Source organism: Paraburkholderia sp. NMBU_R16 (genome assembly GCF_013282575.1).
In the GTDB taxonomy this organism is placed as follows: domain Bacteria; phylum Pseudomonadota; class Gammaproteobacteria; order Burkholderiales; family Burkholderiaceae; genus Trinickia.
The window spans coordinates 39658-57860 of record NZ_JAAAYE010000036.1 but is presented as its reverse complement, the minus strand read 5'-3'; the positions used below and the strand labels follow the sequence as shown (position 1 = coordinate 57860).

13 protein-coding genes are annotated in these 18203 nt (G+C 65.5%); 9 read left to right on the top strand and 4 right to left on the bottom strand.

All coding sequences use genetic code 11. The annotated features are described in order from the left end of the window. From GWC77_RS29140 to GWC77_RS18575, 5 genes are all read left to right on the top strand, one after another. Positions 1-222 (top strand): hypothetical protein (locus GWC77_RS29140; RefSeq protein ID WP_217283327.1); only part of this gene is annotated, 222 nt, incomplete at its 5' end. A 74-nt stretch (positions 223-296) separates the two neighbouring features. Further along, positions 297-3134: a phosphoenolpyruvate carboxylase gene (gene ppc / locus GWC77_RS18590; protein WP_173259413.1), complete on the top strand. Its 2838-nt coding sequence runs from the start codon at positions 297-299 to the stop codon at positions 3132-3134. 194 nt (positions 3135-3328) lie between these two features. After that, a complete protein-coding gene (locus GWC77_RS18585) occupies positions 3329-7084 on the top strand; it encodes a PAS domain S-box protein (protein ID WP_173259399.1) in 3756 nt (1251 codons plus the stop codon). A gap of 22 nt (positions 7085-7106) precedes the next feature. Continuing rightward, positions 7107-8150: a PleD family two-component system response regulator gene (locus tag GWC77_RS18580; RefSeq protein ID WP_173259397.1), complete on the top strand. Its 1044-nt coding sequence runs from the start codon at positions 7107-7109 to the stop codon at positions 8148-8150. Between the two features lie 72 nt (positions 8151-8222). After that, the gene (locus GWC77_RS18575) at positions 8223-9431 is read left to right on the top strand and encodes an EAL domain-containing protein (protein ID WP_173259394.1); all 1209 of its coding nucleotides are present in this window, start codon (positions 8223-8225) and stop codon (positions 9429-9431) included. A gap of 44 nt (positions 9432-9475) precedes the next feature. Here the strand turns inward: GWC77_RS18575 and GWC77_RS18570 are convergent, their stop codons facing one another. Further along, positions 9476-10228, bottom strand: coding sequence for a class I SAM-dependent methyltransferase (locus GWC77_RS18570; RefSeq protein ID WP_173259392.1), 753 nt, complete (start codon positions 10226-10228; stop codon positions 9476-9478). A 266-nt stretch (positions 10229-10494) separates the two neighbouring features. Between GWC77_RS18570 and GWC77_RS18565 the strand changes: the two genes are divergently transcribed. The 4 genes from GWC77_RS18565 (at position 10495) to argH (ending at position 14415) form a co-directional block, all read left to right on the top strand. After that, entirely contained in the window at positions 10495-11340 is an 846-nt protein-coding gene (locus GWC77_RS18565) for a helix-turn-helix transcriptional regulator (RefSeq protein ID WP_173259390.1), read from the top strand. Between the two features lie 72 nt (positions 11341-11412). After that, entirely contained in the window at positions 11413-12018 is a 606-nt protein-coding gene (locus GWC77_RS18560; RefSeq protein WP_173259388.1) for a sigma-70 family RNA polymerase sigma factor, read from the top strand. Then, positions 12015-12839: an anti-sigma factor gene (locus GWC77_RS18555; protein ID WP_173259386.1), complete on the top strand. Its 825-nt coding sequence runs from the start codon at positions 12015-12017 to the stop codon at positions 12837-12839. The genes GWC77_RS18560 and GWC77_RS18555 overlap by 4 nt, the downstream gene beginning before the upstream one ends. A gap of 157 nt (positions 12840-12996) precedes the next feature. Further along, a complete protein-coding gene (argH, locus tag GWC77_RS18550) occupies positions 12997-14415 on the top strand; it encodes an argininosuccinate lyase (RefSeq protein ID WP_173259384.1) in 1419 nt (472 codons plus the stop codon). Positions 14416-14468: 53 nt separating this feature from the next. Here the strand turns inward: argH and GWC77_RS18545 are convergent, their stop codons facing one another. From GWC77_RS18545 to dcd, 3 genes are all read right to left on the bottom strand, one after another. Next, positions 14469-15221 carry a lysozyme inhibitor LprI family protein gene (locus GWC77_RS18545; RefSeq protein ID WP_173259383.1) on the bottom strand — a complete coding sequence of 251 codons (753 nt, stop codon included), beginning with the start codon at positions 15219-15221 and terminating at the stop codon, positions 14469-14471. 2 nt (positions 15222-15223) lie between these two features. Then, positions 15224-17503, bottom strand: coding sequence for an arginine/lysine/ornithine decarboxylase (locus GWC77_RS18540; protein ID WP_173259381.1), 2280 nt, complete (start codon positions 17501-17503; stop codon positions 15224-15226). A 123-nt stretch (positions 17504-17626) separates the two neighbouring features. After that, a complete protein-coding gene (gene dcd, locus GWC77_RS18535) occupies positions 17627-18196 on the bottom strand; it encodes a dCTP deaminase (protein WP_173259379.1) in 570 nt (189 codons plus the stop codon). Positions 18197-18203 lie beyond the last annotated feature (7 nt).

Here is an 18203-nt window from a genome sequence, read left to right as displayed (position 1 = left end):
ATGCAACATGCGCCGAGCGTCAATCAACAAACGCTTGTCAGCGTCAATCAACATCGGCATCATCAACCTCGCCGCGACATTCTCATCTTGTTTGTCGCGCGTCTCTCATCCAGATTGTCGCGCCACATCGGGCGCCGTTTTATCAGTTTTGCTGTCATGGGTCTCGTTTGGTATGACGAGACCGCCACTCCATCACTGGCTTCACTGAGGACATCACCGTGACGTCTAACGGACCGGCGCACGCCGCCCGCCCCAACGAGGCATTGCATCCCACATCCGCGGGCGTTCCAGGCGCCATGCCGCCCGCGTCCACCGCCCCCGCCGGGCGCGACGACAAGGACCAGCCGCTCTTTCAAGACATTCGCTACCTCGGCCGCCTGCTCGGCGACGTCGTGCGCGAACAGGAGGGCGACGCTGTTTTCGACGTCGTCGAAACGATTCGCCAGAACGCCGTCAAGTTCCGGCGGGAGGACGATCACAGCGCCGCACTGGCGCTCGAAAAGCAGTTGCGCGCGCTCACGCCCGAACAGACCGTGAGCGTCGTGCGGGCGTTCAGCTACTTCTCGCATCTGGCGAACATCGCCGAAGACCGCCATCACAACCGGCGCCGCCGCATTCACGCACTGGCCGGATCGGCTCCGCAGGCCGGCACCGTCGCCTATGCGCTCGAGCGTTTCGCGCGCTCGGGCAACATCGACGCCGACATGCTCGAGCGTTTTTTCGATGACGCGCTGATCGTACCCGTGCTGACGGCACACCCGACCGAAGTGCAGCGCAAGAGCATTCTCGATGCGCAGCACGATATCGCGCGGCTGCTGGCCGAGCGCGATCAACCGCTCACCGAGCGCGAGCGTGCGCAAAACGAAGCGCTGCTGCGCGCCCGCGTCTCGGCGCTCTGGCAAACGCGCATGCTGCGCGATTCGCGACTGACCGTCGCCGATGAAATCGAAAACGCGCTGTCGTATTACCGCGCGACGTTCCTGCGAGAAATACCGGCGCTCTACACCGATATCGAGGAGGCGATCGGCGACCGATACGCGCTCGATAAGCGGCTGCCCGCCTTTTTTCAGATGGGCAGCTGGATCGGCGGCGATCGCGACGGCAACCCGAATGTCACGGCCGAAACGCTCGAGCATGCCCTCGCGCGCCAGGCGACGGTCATCTTCGAGCACTATCTCGAGGAAGTGCATGCGCTCGGCGCCGAGCTCTCGGTGTCCAATATGCTCTCCGGTTGCAGCGAGGCACTGAAGACGCTCGCCCAGGCTTCACCGGATCAATCGCCGCATCGCGTGGACGAACCGTATCGCCGCGCGTTGATCGGCGTCTATACGCGGCTTGCCGCGAGCGTGCGCGTGCGGCTAGGCGAAGGCACGGTGCCGCTGCGCAGCGCCGGCCACGGCGCCCCGCCCGTGCGTGCCACGCCCTATGCCGATGCCACCGAGTTCGTGCGCGATCTGAACGTACTCGTCGAATCGCTCGAAGCGCATCACGGCGGCACGCTCATCGCGCCGAGGCTGGCGCCGCTCGTGCGCTCGGCCGAAGTGTTCGGCTTTCATCTGGCGAGCATCGACTTGCGCCAGAGCTCGGACGTGCACGAAGCGGTCATTGCCGAGCTGTTCAAACGCGCGGGCGTGCACTACGACTATGCCTCGCTGCCCGAAGCCGACAAGCTGCGGCTCCTGCTGACCGAACTCGAGCAGCCGCGCCTGCTGCGCTCTCCGTATCTCGAGTATTCGCCGATCGTGCGCAGCGAACTGGGCGTGCTCGAAACGGCGCGTGTCATGCGCGAGCGGTTCGGCAAGCGGGCCGTGCGCAACTACATCATTTCGCATACGGAGACCGTCAGCGACCTCGTCGAGGTGCTGCTGCTGCAGAAGGAGACCGGACTGCTGGAAGGCACGCTTGCGGCCACGCACGCCAGCGCGCGTAACGGGCTCATGGTGATTCCGCTGTTCGAGACGATCGCCGACTTGCGCAACGCACCCGTCATCATGCGCGAGTACTTCGCGCTTCCGGGGCTCGATGCGCTCATCGCGCATCAAGGTAGCGAGCAGGAGGTCATGCTGGGCTATTCGGACAGCAACAAGGACGGCGGGTTCTTGACGTCGAACTGGGAGCTCTATCGTGCCGAGCTCGCACTCGTCGCGCTGTTCAAGGAACGCGGCGTCAGGCTGCGGCTCTTTCACGGCCGCGGCGGCACCGTGGGCCGCGGGGGCGGGCCGACCTATCAGGCGATTCTTTCGCAGCCGCCCGGCACGGTCGACGGCCAGATCCGCCTGACCGAGCAAGGCGAGGTCATCGGCAGCAAATTCGCGAACCCGGAGATCGGCCGCCGCAATCTCGAAACGGTCGTCGCGGCGACGCTCGAGGCCTCGCTGCTGCCCCACGGCGACGCGCCCGCGAGTCTGCCCGAGAGCGAACCGACGATGCAGGCCCTCTCCGATGCGGCGATGGCCGCGTATCGCGCGCTCGTCTACGAGACGCCCGGCTTCACCGACTATTTCTTCCAGGCCACGCCCATCGTCGAGATCGCCGAGCTGAACATCGGCAGCCGCCCAGCGTCGCGCAAGCTGCAAGATCCGCAGCACCGCCGCATAGAGGACTTGCGCGCCATCCCCTGGGGCTTCTCCTGGGGCCAGTGCCGACTGCTGCTCACGGGCTGGTACGGCTTCGGCAGCGCCGTCCAGGCCCATATCGCGGGCGCGGCAAGCGAAGCGGAGCGAGCGCAGCGCCTCTCCACGCTCCAGAAGATGTACAAGAGCTGGCCCTTTTTCTCGACGCTGCTCTCGAACATGGACATGGTGCTGGCGAAAACGGATCTCGCCGTTGCGTCGCGCTATGCGCAGCTCGTCGAAGACAAGAAGCTGCGCCAGCAGGTGTTTTCGCGGATCGTCGCCGAGTGGGAGCGCACCACCGAGGCGCTCGCGCAGATCACCGGGAAAGAACAACGCCTTTCCGACAATCCGCTGCTTGCGCGCTCGATCAAGAACCGCTTCCCGTATCTGGATCCGCTCAACCACCTGCAAGTCGAGCTGCTCAAGCGCCATCGCGCCGGCGATACCAATGCGCGGTTGCGGCGCGGCATTCACCTGACCATCAACGGAATCGCCGCGGGCTTGCGCAATACGGGCTGAGTGCCCGGGCGAAAATCGCTTTTCACCGTCCGTCGGGGCCGTGCGCGCAAGCCACGGCCCTTTTTCATTCATGACGGTGCACGCATTCGAGACGGACCGATCTGTCTCTATGCCCCCCGATTTAGAGGGCTCGGCGCATTAAAGTTCGCGCCGGTTTCGGTCGATAAAAATGTCGAAGCCAACTGATCGCCACCATGAGCCACGCCCCCCGCACCCCATCGTCGAGCGCGCAAACGAGCCGCACGTCGCGCGTCAATCTCGCGGCGGCGCTGGGACTCGTCTTCGCGCTCTGGCTCGCGCTAGGTGCGTTCTCGGCCTGGAACCTCAATGCCGAGCGCCATAACGAGCGCTTGCAGACCGAGGCGCTCGCGAGCGCGCTGGCCTCGCATACGACCCGGGTGTTGCGCGAGGCGAATCAGGTCGCCGATGTCGTCACATGGCTCGTGAAGCGCGACGGCCCCGAACTTGCGCTGGAAGACTACGTCCATTCGGGCCTCGTCGATCTCGACGTGTTCACCCAGGTGGCCGTCATCGACAAGCACGGCATTTTGCGTGCTTCGACGTTCCACGGGTTCATGCCGATGGACCATACGGATCGCGACTACTACCGCGTCCACATGGACGACCCCAGCGCACGTCTGTTCATCAGCAAGCCCGTCATCGATCGCGTCAGCGGCGAACGTTCGGTTCAGCTATCACGCCGCATCAACGATCCGCAGGGACGATTCGTCGGCGTGGTGGTGGTGTCCGTGCCGCCGTCGGTCTTCACGGAGCTGCTCGAATCGGAGCGCATCGGGCGCGACGGCCTCTTTGCGGTCATCGGCACGAACGATTATGTGCTGCGCGCCCGCCGCACAGGCACGCACTATAGCTTCGACACGAACTGGCCGATCCCGCCGCGCTCGCCGTTGCGCATCGCGCTCGCGCGCGCGATGCGCGGCACGTTCGAAGCGGCCAGCTTCTACGACGGCGTACAGCGCACGATCAGCTACGAGCGTCTCGCGGACTATCCCGTCGTGGCGATGGTCGGGTTCTCGAACGCCGAATATCTGCAGGCGTTTCGGCAGCGCACGACAGCGCTCGTCGCCGCGGGCATCGTGCTGACGCTGCTGATCCTCGGCGCAGCGCTCGTTCAGGGGCGGCTCGCCAAGCGCCTCGAAGCGTCGTCGGCACGCGAGAGGGAAGCGCTCGCCCGCACGCGCGACGAAGTCGAGCGCGCCGAAGCGCTCTTCAAGGCGATCCCCGATGCAGCGGTCGGCTTTTCCGCCGAAGGCCGCATCGATGGCCACAATCCTCACTTTCTCGCGCTCGTCGGCTGGACGGGCGACGAGGCGGTCGACGCCACGCCGGCCGATGTCGCCCGCGCATTTTTCCGCGACGACCGCGAGCAGGACGGCGCCGCCGAGGCTGAGCGCCTGGCGGCCGTGCTGGCCGGCGATGCGACGCTCGGCAGCGCGCAAAGCGCGATCTTCCGGCTCGAAATGCCGGTGCCGGCCGTCTTCGAAGTGCGCGTCGAAAAACGCGGTACGGCATCGGCGGGGGTGGTGGCGCTCATTCGCGACGTGAGCCGTGAGCGGGCCAGCGAGGAAGCACTCAAGAACAGCGAAGCGCGCTATCGGCAGTTGATCGAACTCTCGCCGTACGCGGTCTTGCTCATTCAAGAGCAAACGATTGCGTTCGCCAATCCGAAAGCGCTTCAGACGCTCGGCGCCTATTCCGCCGCGCAAATACGCGGGCTCTCGCTGATGGAGTTCCTGCATCCCGACAGCCGCGCGACGATCGAGGAACGCATCCTGCGTCTATCGCGCTCGCGCATCGCTTCGCCCGCGCGAGAAGCGAATTGGCTGCGACTCGACGGCACCGCGTTCATCGGCGAAATGACAGCGGTACCGTATGAAGTGGACGGCGCCTGGGGTGCGCTGGTCATGCTGCAGGACATCACCAGCCGCAAGGAAGCCGAAACGCAGCGCGATCGTTTCTTCGATCTTTCGCTGGACCTCATCTGCCTCTCCGACGCGAATCCCGCTGGCTATTTCAAGCGCGTGAACCCGGCGTTCACGAAGGTGCTCGGCTGGTCGAGCGAGACGTTGCTGTCGCGCCCCTTCATCGAATTCGTGCATCCCGACGACCGGGCCGCGACGGTCGCCGAGATCGAGCGCCGGGCGCCGGGCGAGCCGATCGAGAACGTCGAAAACCGCTACCTGTGCCACGACGGCAGCGTACGCTGGCTCGCGTGGAAAGCCATCGAACTCGACGGGCTCATCTATGCCACCGCGCGCGACGTCACCGAAAGCCGGCTGGCGACGCAGCAGCTCGAGCAGGCGCGCGCCGAGGCCGAGGCCGCCTCGCGTGCGAAGAGTGCCTTCCTTGCGGCGATGAGCCACGAAATCCGTACGCCGATGAACGGCGTGATCGGCATGACCGAGGTCCTTGCGCAAACGGGGCTCACCGCCGATCAGGGCGACATGATCACGACGATTCGCGAATCGGCGAATGCGCTGCTGACGCTCATCGACGACATCCTCGACTTTTCGAAGATCGAGGCGGGACGCTTGCATATCGAGTCCGTGCCGGTTTGCCTCGCCCATGTGACCGATGGGCTGTGCCAGTCGCTCACGCCCGTGGCCGAGCGCGCAGGCGTCAAACTGTCGAAGTTCATCGCGGCCGATCTCCCGCGAGCCGTACTGTCGGACGACACACGGCTGCGGCAAGTGCTCAACAACCTCGTCGGCAACGCGATCAAGTTCTCGGGCGGACGGCCCGACACACCGGGCAGCGTATCGGTGCGCGTCACCGCCACGCCGCTCGAATCGGGACGCGTCGAAGTCGCGTTCGCCATCGCCGATAACGGCATCGGCATCTCGGCGGAGACCTTGCCGAAGCTGTTCAAGCCATTCACGCAAGCCGAAGCGTCGACCACGCGCCGCTTTGGCGGCACGGGACTCGGCCTCGCGATCTGCCGCCGGCTCGTCGATCTCATGGGCGGGACCGTGACCGTCGAAAGTACCGTCGGCGCGGGCTCCACGTTCACGGTGCGGCTACCGTTCGATGTCGAAACGGAGGCCGTCTCCGTGAACCGCTTTGGCGTGCACGCCACGGCACAGGGGCGCGACCCGGCCCGCATCGAGCGTTCGGGCCCCGTGTTATCGGTCGCACAGGCCCGCGAGCAAGGCCGGCTGATCCTCGTCGCCGAGGACGACGCGATCAATCAGAAAGTGATCCTGCGCCAGCTCGGCTTGCTGGGACACGTGGCCGAGATCGCAAGCGATGGCAAGGAAGCCCTCGCGCTGTGGCGGGCGCATCGCTACGCGCTGCTGCTGACCGATCTGCACATGCCCGAGATGGACGGCTACGAGCTCGTCGAGACGATCCGCCGCGAAGAACCGCCCGGCACACGGCTCGCGATCGTCGCCTTGACGGCCAACGCCGTGCAGGGCGAAGCGGCGCGCGTCCAGGCGGTCGGGATGGATGGGTATCTCACCAAGCCGCTTCAGCTCAACCGGCTGCAAGCCGTCCTCGAAGCGCACTTTCGCGCACCCGACGCCATGGTGCCGATGCCCGCACCCGTTGCGGAGTCTTTCGCGCCGACGACCGCGCAAACAGCCACTGCCGTCGATGTCGAGATACTGAAGGGCATCGTTGGCGACGATCCGGACATCGTGCGTGAATTGCTGTCGGACTATCAGCAATCCGTCGGCAAGCTGGCCGCGGAGTTGCGCACGCACTGCGATGCCGGACGCGGACGCGAAGCCGGCGCGATCGCCCACAAGCTCAAATCGTCTTCGCGCTCGGTAGGCGCGATGGCGCTCGGCGATCTGTGCGCCGAACTCGAAAACGCCGGCAAGGCGGGCGATCTCGCGACGCTTGCCAACTGGGCGAATCAATTCGATACGGCACTCGCGGCCGTGGAAGACACGCTCGAGCACCTGCTCGCGGCAGAACTGAAATAAATAAATCGATAGGGGCTCAACGATGTTCAACGAAGCCGATCTCTCTTGCGAACACGCCTCGATTCTCGTGGCGTCCGAAGCCGTCGCCGACGCCGAGTTGGTCGGAAAACTGCTTGCCGACGACTTCGGCACCGTGCGTTTGTCCGTCAAACCCGAATCCGCCGTTGCCGACTTCGAGACACACCGCCCGGCCGTGCTCGTGCTCGCGTTCGATACGATCGAAGCCGCACAGCGTTACTACCTCGGCCTCTACCGGCTCGGCACGACGGTCCACACAGTGCCGCATCGCACCGTGCTGCTCTGCAGTTCCCGCGATCTTCGCACCGCTTACGAGCTGTGCCGCAAGGAACACTTCGACGATTACGTGCTGTTCTGGCCCGCCACGAACGATGCGCCGCGCATTCGCATGTCCGTGCATCAGGTGCTGCGGCTCATGCGCACGGAAAACCGCGCCGGCGAGTCGTGGCTGCGCGCGGCGCCTGGCCAGCCCGCCACTGCCCGGTCCGTGCGGGCGACGGCTCGCGCCGCTATCGCGCCAGCGCCTGAGGCCAGTGCCCAACCGGGTGGCGGCACACCGCGCGCGGGCGGGTTCTTCGAGGAGGCGCAGCGGGCCAGCTCCATCGCCGCCGGCGCCGCCCCCGAGGCAGCGCCGGTGAAGCCCGACGCGAGCCCCGCGCCGCAACCGGATCGGCCGAAAGTCCTCATCGTCGAAGACGACGAATTCCAGCAAAAGCTGCTCGCTCGGCTGCTCTCCGGGCAGAACCTGCAGCTGGCGTTCGCGGGCACGGGCGCCGAAGCGCAATCGCTGATGTGGGAGATGAAACCCGATCTCGTGCTGATGGACGTCGGCCTGCCCGATACGAGCGGTGTCGAGGCGACGCGCGCGATCAAAGCGATCGCGCAATTCGCGCACGTGCCGATCCTCATGGTGACCGGCCATAGCGAACGCGCCATCGTCGTCGAAAGCCTGAAAGCAGGCGCCGTCGATTTCCTCGTGAAGCCTTTCGATCGCAATACGCTGATCGACAAGCTGCGCCTTTTTCTTTCCGTAACGGCAATGTCATGACAGTTGCGCGCGGCGCGGCCCACGCGCCGCGCGCCTCACTCATTCATTGATTCATTGATAACGGTGAACTGCATGACCCAACCCACCAAGCAACGCAAGATCCTGGTGGTCGACGACGAACCTTTCGTCCTGAAGGTGCTCGTGCGCCAGCTCACGCAGCTCGGCTACGAGGCGATACTGCCGTACGAGCACGCGCAAGACGCGCTGGCCGCGCTCGAAGCCGAGGACCATGAGATCGACGTCGTCTTCACGGATTTGCAGATGCCCGAGATGGATGGCGTCGAGTTCCTGCGCCAGCTCGTGGCGCGCGGCTACGATGGACAAGTCGTGCTCGTGAGCGGCGAAGATCTGCGCGTGCTGAAGAGTGCGGAAAAGCTGGCTTACTCCCGCGGGCTGCGCGTGCTGGGCTCCCTCGCGAAGCCAGCCACGCGCGAGCAATTGCAGCAGCGTCTCGCGACCGATGCGTCGAGTACCGCGGCCAACGCGAGCGAAGCGCCCAGCTACTCGCCCGATGAATTGCGCGCGGCCATTGCAGCGGGGCAGATCGTGATGTGCTATCAACCGCAGGCTGCGTTCGCAACAGGAGAAGTGACCGGCGTCGAGGCACTCGTTGCATGGCAGCATCCGCGCGATGGCCTCGTGCTCGTCGGACGATTTCTCAAGATGGCCGAGCAGCATGGTATCGCGGACGATGTCACGCGCGGCCTGCTCCCTGCACTGCTCGATGAAGCGCGGCAATGGCACGCGCTCGGCCCCGATTTCCGGCTCGGGATCAACCTGTCGATGGACGATCTCGCCTCGCTCGATTTTCCCGATTTCATCGTCGACGCGGCCCATGCCGCGGACTTCCCGCTTTCGCGGCTCGTGCTCGAGATCACCGAAACGCGCATCCAGCGCAACCGCCTCATCTCGCTCGATGTCCTCACGCGTTTGCGCTTGAAGCGCATCAGTCTGCTGATCGACGACTTCGGCACCGGCGATGCAGCGCTCGCTCATCTGCGCGACATTCCGTTCGACGAACTGAAGCTCGAGCGCAGTTTCGTGCATGGCGCGAGCCGCGATTCGTCGCTCGGCGCGATCGTCAAGGCCACGCTTTCACTCGCGCGCCAGCTCAACATGCGCACCGTGGCGCAAGGTATCGACGACCTCGAGGACTGGAAGGCGATGCGCGACATGGGCTGCGAGGTCGCTCAGGGCGCGTTCGTCGGTGCGCCGATGCCAGCGGCGCAACTGGCCGACTGGCACGAGGCGTGGACGCAACGTTACGCGTCGATGATATAGGCCTGCCGCGCTTTAAGCCGACTGCGCGCTCGCGCCGGCCTCGTTCATCGAGCGTCGATCATGAGGACATCGATCTCGAACGAGTCGTCCTCGGCAACGGCGAAGTACTCGCGCACTTCGTCGGGTGCCGCGCGCCAAAGCGAGCGGATCCCCGCCACGCGCTCCGCGGGCGTGCGCATGCGCGCCACCCATTGGTCGAACTGCATGGGCAGCCTCCAGCGCTCGCGCACATGCGCTTCGAAGCCCGCCCGTTCGAAAAAGGCCACCCATTCGTCGGCACGGTAATCGCGGATGTGGGACGTGTCGCGCAAGAGCTCGATACTCTGCAAGTAAGTGTCGAGCAACGGATGATCGGCACCGGCCACGTCGACGAAGATCGCCCGCGCGCCCGGCTTCAAAACGCGGCGCACTTCGGCGAGGGCGGCCGGCACATCGTGCCAGTGGTGCGCGCTGAACCGGCTCAAGACCCAATCGAACGATGCATCGGCGAACGGCAGCGCTTCGGCGGCGCCCTGCTGCGTCCGGATAGTGTCGAGCCGGCGTTCGCGCGCGGCCGCGGCGACCGTCTCGAGCATCTGTTCGGACAGATCGTAGGCCGTCACCGTGGCCGCGTGCGGCGCCACCGCAAAGCTCACATGGCCGGCGCCGCAGCCGAGATCGAGCACGCTGCCGCCCGGCTTCGCCGCGACTTCCGCGGCCAGGGTCCGCAGGTCCGCGCCGGTGGCGTGACTGGGACTGGCGAGATAGGCAGCGGCTGTCGAGCCGAACGCGTCGGCAACCTGTTCGCGGTGTTTCATCGCGGCAACTCCTTCGAAGAGTGAAAGACGGACGGACAACTTCGGCGGCGGCATCGGCACGAGTCGTCAACACGCGCGGCACTCGCCCCGGGGCGACATCTGGCGCTACAATACGGCCACTCAGGTACCGGTACAAGGCAATCGATTATCCTGGTATCCGGTACACCCGGCTGCGCCTGCGTCATCCGCCCGAGGCTACCCGCTCAGCGTCCAGCGAGCCGGCCCGGAGCCCGCTTGGCACCGATGTTGTTTGGGAAGAACCGAAGATGGCGAATACGACCGATCGAGCCCCCCCGTCGCCCGCCGCGGACGCTGGCGCACATGGCGATACCCCGGCGCGCGCGCTCGGAGAATTCATCCGCGCGCATCGCGAACGCCTTTCCCCTCAGGCCGTGGGGTTGCCGCCCGGCCCGCGCCGCCGCACACCCGGGCTGCGGCGCGAGGAAGTCGCGCAACTGTGCGGCGTGAGTCCGACGTGGTACACCTGGATCGAGCAGGGACGGCCGGTCTCAGCGTCGCCGGATGCGCTCGCGCGCATCGCGGCGGCCCTGCAGCTCACGCGTGCGGAGCGTGGCTACCTGTTCGAGCTGGCCGGGGAACGCGATCCCTCGGAACCTGCGCCGGCCGCGGCCGACGCCCCCACCGCGCTGCTGGCGACGGTACGCCATCTCGATACACCCGCTTATGTGCTCGATCGGCAATGGAATGCGCTGGCCTGGAACGCTTCCGCGGCCGCGCTGTTCGTCGGCTGGCTCGACGGCGCAGCGCAGGACCCGGGGCGCGAGCGCAACTTGCTGCGCTTCACGTTCACTGTTCCGGCGGCGCGCACGTTCATCGTCGATTGGGAAACGCGCGCGCGGCGCCTCGTCGCCCAGTTTCGCGCCGATTCGATCCGGCACCTGAACGATGCGCCCACGCGTGCGCTCATCGACGGCCTCGTCGGCGAGAGCGAGGACTTCGCGCGGTTTTGGGCGTCGCAGGACGTCGGCGAACGCGAAGTCGGCCGGCGTGAATTCGATCATCCCGTCTCGGGACGCATCGTCTATGAACAAATCACCTTCAAACCCGCCCATCGCGAGGATTTGCTGCTCGTGGTGCTCGTTCGCGACTGATGTATGCACCCGTTTCGCCGCGAACGAAGCGCGTAAGATAGCGCGCAACGCCCGCGACGGCCCCTGCTCTCCATGACCAATTCCGCCCCCGCCGAACCGACGCCCTCCGTGCTCGCCGCGCTGATCGCGCGCGTCGCCCGCGAAGATGCCGCGGCAATGCGCGCGCTCTACGAGCTGACGGCAGCGAAACTGTTTGGCGTCGCGCTGCGTATATTGGTGAAGCGGGAATGGGCGGAGGAAGCCTTGCAGGAATCGTTCGTGAATATCTGGCGCCACGCGGGCGACTATCAGGAGAGCCTCGCGGCGCCGCTGACGTGGATGAGCGCGATCGTGCGCAACCGTTCGCTCGATTGCTTGCGCCGGCAGCATGTTGGGCGAACGGACGCGGGCGCCGGCTTTGCCGGCTTCGCCGAATGGAGCGATGCATTCGACGAGACCCTTTCCGATGACGCGCGCGACCCCGTCGACGCGGCGCTCGTGAGCCAGTCGGCGCGGCGGCTCGCGTATTGCATGCAGCGGCTCGACGCCCATCAGCGGCAGGCCGTGGCGCTCGCTTATCTGCGCGACGCGAGCCATGGAGAAATCGCCGCAACGCTTGCCGTGCCGCTCGGCACCGTGAAATCGTGGGTGCGCCGTGGGCTGGAGAAACTGCGCACTTGCATGGGGGCCACGCAATGAATTTGCACCGGTACCCGGGCCTCGTCGATCGCTTGGCCGGCGAGTACGCACTCGGCGTCTTGCGCGGCGGCGCGCGACGCCGTCTGGAAGCGCTCGCCGCGCACGATACCGCCATCCGCAAGGCTATCGCGGCGTGGCAGGCTCGCCTCGGCGCGCTGCCTGAACTGGTCCCCGCCGTCGCGCCTCCGACAGGCGCGTGGCAGGCGATCGAACGAGCGCTCGGATGGGCCGATCCGACACGCGGCGCGGCCGGCGAAGCGCCTGGCAAGCCGGTGCTGGCGCGGACCGTAGCCGCGCGCAAGCAGCATCGGCGCTGGTTCGACAGTCTCGCGTTCTGGCGCGGTTGGTCGTTTGCGGCCACCGGTGCGGCATTGGCCGCCGCAATCGGCTTCGCCATCGCTTTGCGGCCCGCTCCGCTCGTCGTCCAATCGGCCGCAAGCGGCGGCGCGGGCGACACGGTTGCCCACGAGAACGCGATCGAGCGCGTGTCCTACGTCGCGGCGCTGGCCGATGTGAAGACGAGCAAGACGATGGTCTTCGTGATGTGGGACGACAAGAGCGCGATGATGAGCGCGCACCGCATGAGCGGCGGCGATGCGGCCCCGCCGGGCCATTCGGAGCAGCTCTGGGGGATCCCCGAGCACGGCGCGCCGGTCTCGCTCGGCATGTTGCCGCCGGGCAAGATCGTGCATATGAAGGTGCGCGATATGAACGCCTACGTAAGGCTCGCCGTATCGGTGGAGCCGCCCGGCGGCTCCACGAGCGCAAGCGGGCCGAGCGGCCCGGTGGTGTGCGCGGGCAAACTGATGGCGACCGCGTAGGCGAGCGCACGCCGGCCGCAGCGGGCTTGTGGTTGCCGCGGTGATAAAATCGAGCGTTTCCCGGCATGCGCCGCGCGAGCCGAGCCGTGCCGCGGCCAGACCTACCCTCGGCGCACGCCCGGCGCTCTCACGACGGACCACTTCTCAGCCCATCATCATGACGTCTCAACTGCACAAAAAAGGCGAAGCCTGGTCGGCTCGCTTCTCGGAGCCGATGTCCGAGCTCGTCAAGCGTTATACGTCGTCGGTCTTTTTCGATAAGCGCATGGCGCTCGTCGACATCGAAGGCTCGCTCGCGCACGCGAAGATGCTCGCGGCGCAAAAAATCATCGCCGCCGAAGACCTCGCGGCCATCGAGCGCGGCATGGCGCAGATCCGCGGTGAAATCGAGCGCGGCGAATTCGTCTGGCAGCTCGATCTCGAAGACGTCCATCTGAATATCGAGGCACGTTTGACGGCGATGATCGGCGATGCCGGCAAGCGCCTGCATACCGGCCGCTCGCGCAACGATCAGGTCGCCACCGATATCCGCCTGTGGCTGCGCGGCGAAATCGACCGCATCGGCGGCTTGCTCGGCGATTTGCGTCTTGCGCTCGTCGAATTGGCCGAGCAGCACGCCGGAACGATCATGCCGGGCTTCACGCACCTGCAGGTCGCGCAGCCCGTCACGTTCGGCCATCACCTGCTCGCGTACGTCGAAATGTTCGGGCGTGACGCCGAACGCATGCGCGATTGCCGCGCACGTGTGAACCGGCTGCCGCTCGGCGCCGCGGCGCTCGCCGGCACGAGCTATCCGATCGACAGGCAAGCCGTCGCGCGCACGCTCGGCTTCGACGGCATCTGCGCGAACTCGCTCGATGCGGTCTCGGACCGAGACTTCGCGATCGAATTCACGGCGGCCGCCGCGCTCGTCATGACGCATGTGTCGCGCTTTTCCGAAGAGCTCGTGCTCTGGATGAGTCCTCGCGTCGGCTTCATCGATCTCGCGGATCGCTTCTGCACGGGATCGTCGATCATGCCGCAAAAGAAGAACCCGGACGTGCCCGAACTAGCGCGCGGCAAGACCGGCCGCGTCAACGGCCATCTGATGGCGTTGCTGACGCTGATGAAAGGACAACCGCTGGCCTACAACAAGGACAACCAGGAAGACAAGGAGCCGCTTTTCGATACGGTCGATACCGTTGCGGATACGCTGCGGATCTTCGCCGAGATGGTCGCGGGCATCACCGTCCGCGCCGAAGCGATGCGCGCCGCTGCATTGCAGGGGTTCTCGACGGCGACGGACCTCGCCGACTACCTCGTCAAGCGCGGTTTGCCGTTTCGCGATGCGCACGAAGCCGTGGCCCATGCCGTGCGGATCTGCGTCGACCGGCAGTGCGATCTGGCGGATCTGACGCTCGATGAAATGCGCAAGCAGTTGCCGAATGTCGCGCATCTGATCGGCGACGACGTCTTCGACTATCTGACGCTCGAGGGCTCGGTGGCAAGCCGCGATCACGCGGGCGGCACGGCCCCGGCGCAGGTGCGCGCGGCGGCAAGCGCAGCACGACAAGCGATTCTGGCTCAGCGGCCGTAGCCGCTTCAAGCGGGCGCAGGCCTGTCGATCCAGGCCTGCCTGCCGCCCCTTTGTCAGTCCCCTCCGGCCGTCTCGGATAGCCGTTTGATCGTCGCCACGCGCGCGCCGATCAGATCGACGCGCTCGGCCTCCGTGCCCAGCCCCGAGGTCGCCTCGAAGTAGGCAAGCCAGGCGCGCTGCGCATGCGAGAGAACGACGCGCGAGCGCGCCGGCAATTTCGCGCGCAGCTTGCGCGCATAACGGTTCAGGTCGAATTGCGCATGCTCGCAAGCTGCATCGACGGTGCACGGGCGCAAGCGCGTCGGGCGTTTGGCCGGAACGGGATCCGCATCGCTTGCCGAGTTCGCCCCGGCGTCGAACTGCGCGGCCGCATGACGCAACTGCAGCGCGCGGTCGCGCACCGGCTGCAACAAAACGTTAGCCTCGGTGATGACATACGCCGAACCGTGCGTCGTCTGGAACACGGCATGCACGAGCGGCACTTCCTTGTCCCGCCATGTCTGCCAGCGGCGCTGGCTCTCCTCCCAGACACGACGCGTCTTGTCGGGCGCGGCTGCCGACAGCGACCGATAAGCGGCGTCGATGGCCGCCTGCCATGAATCGCGCGCGGCATCCATGCATTGGGCCTGCCCGCCAGGCGACGAGCGGTCCGCGCGCGCGAGACAGGTGCGCATCGCCGTATCGATCGGGTCCGCGGGGGCCGCTTCGGCATGGGCGGCGACGGGTACGACGAACGAGGCGCCGAGCAGGACCAACGCGCAGAGCGCGAGCCTCGTAGGGAGCAGCGTTCTTGCAGCGCACTTCATGATCAGACACGCACGCAATCGACGAAGTATTCGATGCGCCCGTCCACCCGCTCGGCGACGAGGCCATGAATATCGGTCGAGAAACCGGGGAAGCGCTCGTTGAACTCGCGCGCGAACTTCAGATAGTTGACGATCGTCCGATTGAACCGCTCGCCAGGAATGAGCAGCGGGATACCGGGCGGATAAGGCGTCAGCAAGACGCTCGTCACGCGGCCCTCCAGCTCGTCGATGGGTACGCGATCGATCTCGCGGTGTGCGAGCTTCGCGAACGCATCGGAGGGTTTCATCGCGGGTTCCATGTTCGACAGATACATCTCCGTCGTCAGCCGGGCGATGTCGTTCGCGCGATAGACGCTGTGAATCGCCTGGCACAGATCGCGCAGCCCCATGCGCTCGTAAGCAGGATGCTGGGCCACGAACTCGGGCAGCACGCGCCACAGCGGCTGGTTGCTGTCGTAGTCGTCCTTGAACTGTTGAAGCTCCGTCACCATCGAGTTCCAACGGCCCTTCGTGATGCCGATCGTGAACATGATGAAAAACGAGTAGAGCCCCGTCTTTTCGACGATGATGCCGTGCTCGGCCAGATACCGGGTGACGATGGCGGCCGGGATGCCCGATTCGGCGAACTCGCCGGCGAGGTCGAGCCCTGGCGTGACGATCGTCGCCTTGATCGGGTCCAGCATGTTGAAGCCTTCGGCAAGCGGGCCGAAGCCGTGCCACGGATCGTTCGCGCGCAGTACCCAGTCCTCGCGCGAGCCGATGCCCTCGTCGGCAAGTGCCTCCGGGCCCCAGACCTGGAAGAACCAATCCTCGCCATATTCGGCGTCGACCTTGCGCATCGCGCGTCTGAAATCGAGCGCCTCGGCAATCGATTCCTCGACGAGCGCCGTGCCGCCCGGCGGCTCCATCATCGCCGCCGCGACGTCGCACGAGGCGATGATCGCGTACTGCGGGCTCGTCGACGTGTGCATCAAGTAGGCCTCGTTGAAGCGATGCCGGTCGAACGCGCCATCGGCGGAATCCTGAACGACGATCTGCGAAGCCTGCGAAATGCCCGCGAGCAGCTTATGCGTCGAATGCGTTGCAAACACGAGCGCACCGGTGCGAGGACGGCCGGCACCGATCGCATGCATGTCCTGGTAGAACGTATGGAATTCGGCGTGCGGCAGCCACGCTTCGTCGAAATGCAGCGTATCGAGGAAGTCGCCGAGCAGCGACTTGATCGTTTCGACGTTATAGATGACGCCGTCGTACGTGCTTTGCGTGATCGTCAGGATCCGTGGCTTCAAATTCGGGTTGCGCTCGAGCGCTTCGCGCGCAAACGGATTGGCCTCGATCTTCTTGCGGATGTTCTCGGGCTTGAACTCGTCGAGCGGGATCGGGCCGATGATGCCGAAGTTGTTGCGCGTCGGCGTCAGGAACACCGGAATCGCGCCCGTCATCGTGATCGCATGGAGGATCGACTTGTGGCAGTTGCGATCGACGACGACAATGTCGCCCGGCGCCACCGTCGCATGCCAGACGATCTTGTTCGAAGTCGACGTACCGTTCGTGACGAAGAACAGATGATCGGCGCTGAAGATGCGGGCCGCATTGCGCTCGGACGCCGCGACGGGGCCGATGTGATCGAGCAGTTGCCCGAGCTCGTCGACGGCGTTGCAGACGTCGGCGCGCAGCATGTTCTCGCCGAAGAACTGGTGGAACATCTGGCCGAGCGGGCTCTTGAGGAACGCCACGCCCCCCGAATGGCCCGGACAATGCCATGAATACGAGCCTTCGTCGGCGTACTTGACGAGTTCCTTGAAAAACGGCGGCGAGAGCGAATCGAGATAGACCTTCGCTTCGCGCACGATATGGCGCGCGACGAACTCGGGCGTATCCTCGAACATGTGGATGAACCCGTGCAACTCTCGCAGGATGTCGTTCGGCAGGTGGCGCGACGTGCGCGTCTCGCCATACAGGAAAATCGGAATATCCGCGTTGCGTCGGCGCACCTCTTTGACGAACGCACGCAACTCGAGAATCGCCGTCGCGAACTCGGGCAGTTCGCCATCGGGACCGGTCTCGCCGAGCATCAGTTCGTCGTCGTCGAGCGACAGAATGAAGCACGACGCGCGGCTCGATTGCTGCGCGAACGAGGTCAGGTCCCCGTAGCTCGTCAGGCCGAGGACCTCGACGCCCTCCCCTTCGATCGCCTCGGCGAGCGCCCGAATGCCGGAACCCGAGATGTTCTCGGAACGGAAGTCCTCATCGATGATGACGACGGGGAAACGGAACTTCATGAACGATTCTCCAAAAACAAGGACCGCTGGCGCGGGTCATGTTCTCCGTGCCGAGCGGTCGCTCGAAAACCTGTCAGTCTCTTTGCGCTTTGCGTCAGCGTTGTGACGGCACGCCGACGGCATTCAGGTCTTCGGCAGCGTGACGCCGTGCTGGCCCTGATACTTGCCGCCCCGATCCGCGTAGGACACGTCGCAGACTTCGTCGCTTTCGAAAAAGAGCACCTGCGCCACGCCCTCGTTCGCGTAGATCTTCGCCGGCAACGGCGTCGTGTTCGAAAACTCGAGCGTCACGTAGCCTTCCCATTCGGGCTCGAACGGCGTCACGTTTACGATGATGCCGCAGCGCGCATAGGTCGACTTGCCGAGGCAAACCGTCAGGACGTTGCGCGGAATGCGGAAGTACTCCACCGTGCGCGCGAGCGCGAACGAATTCGGCGGAATGATACAGACGTCGCCCTTGAAATCGACGAACGATTTCTCGTCGAAGTTCTTCGGGTCGACGATCGTCGAGTTGATGTTCGTGAAGATCTTGAATTCGTCGGCGCAGCGGATGTCGTAACCGTAGCTCGACGTGCCGTAGCTCACGATCTTGCGGCCGTCCTCGGCCGTGCGGACCTGATCGCCCATGAACGGCTCGATCATGTTGTGCTCGGCGGCCATGCGCCGAATCCACTTGTCGGATTTGATGCTCATAAAATTC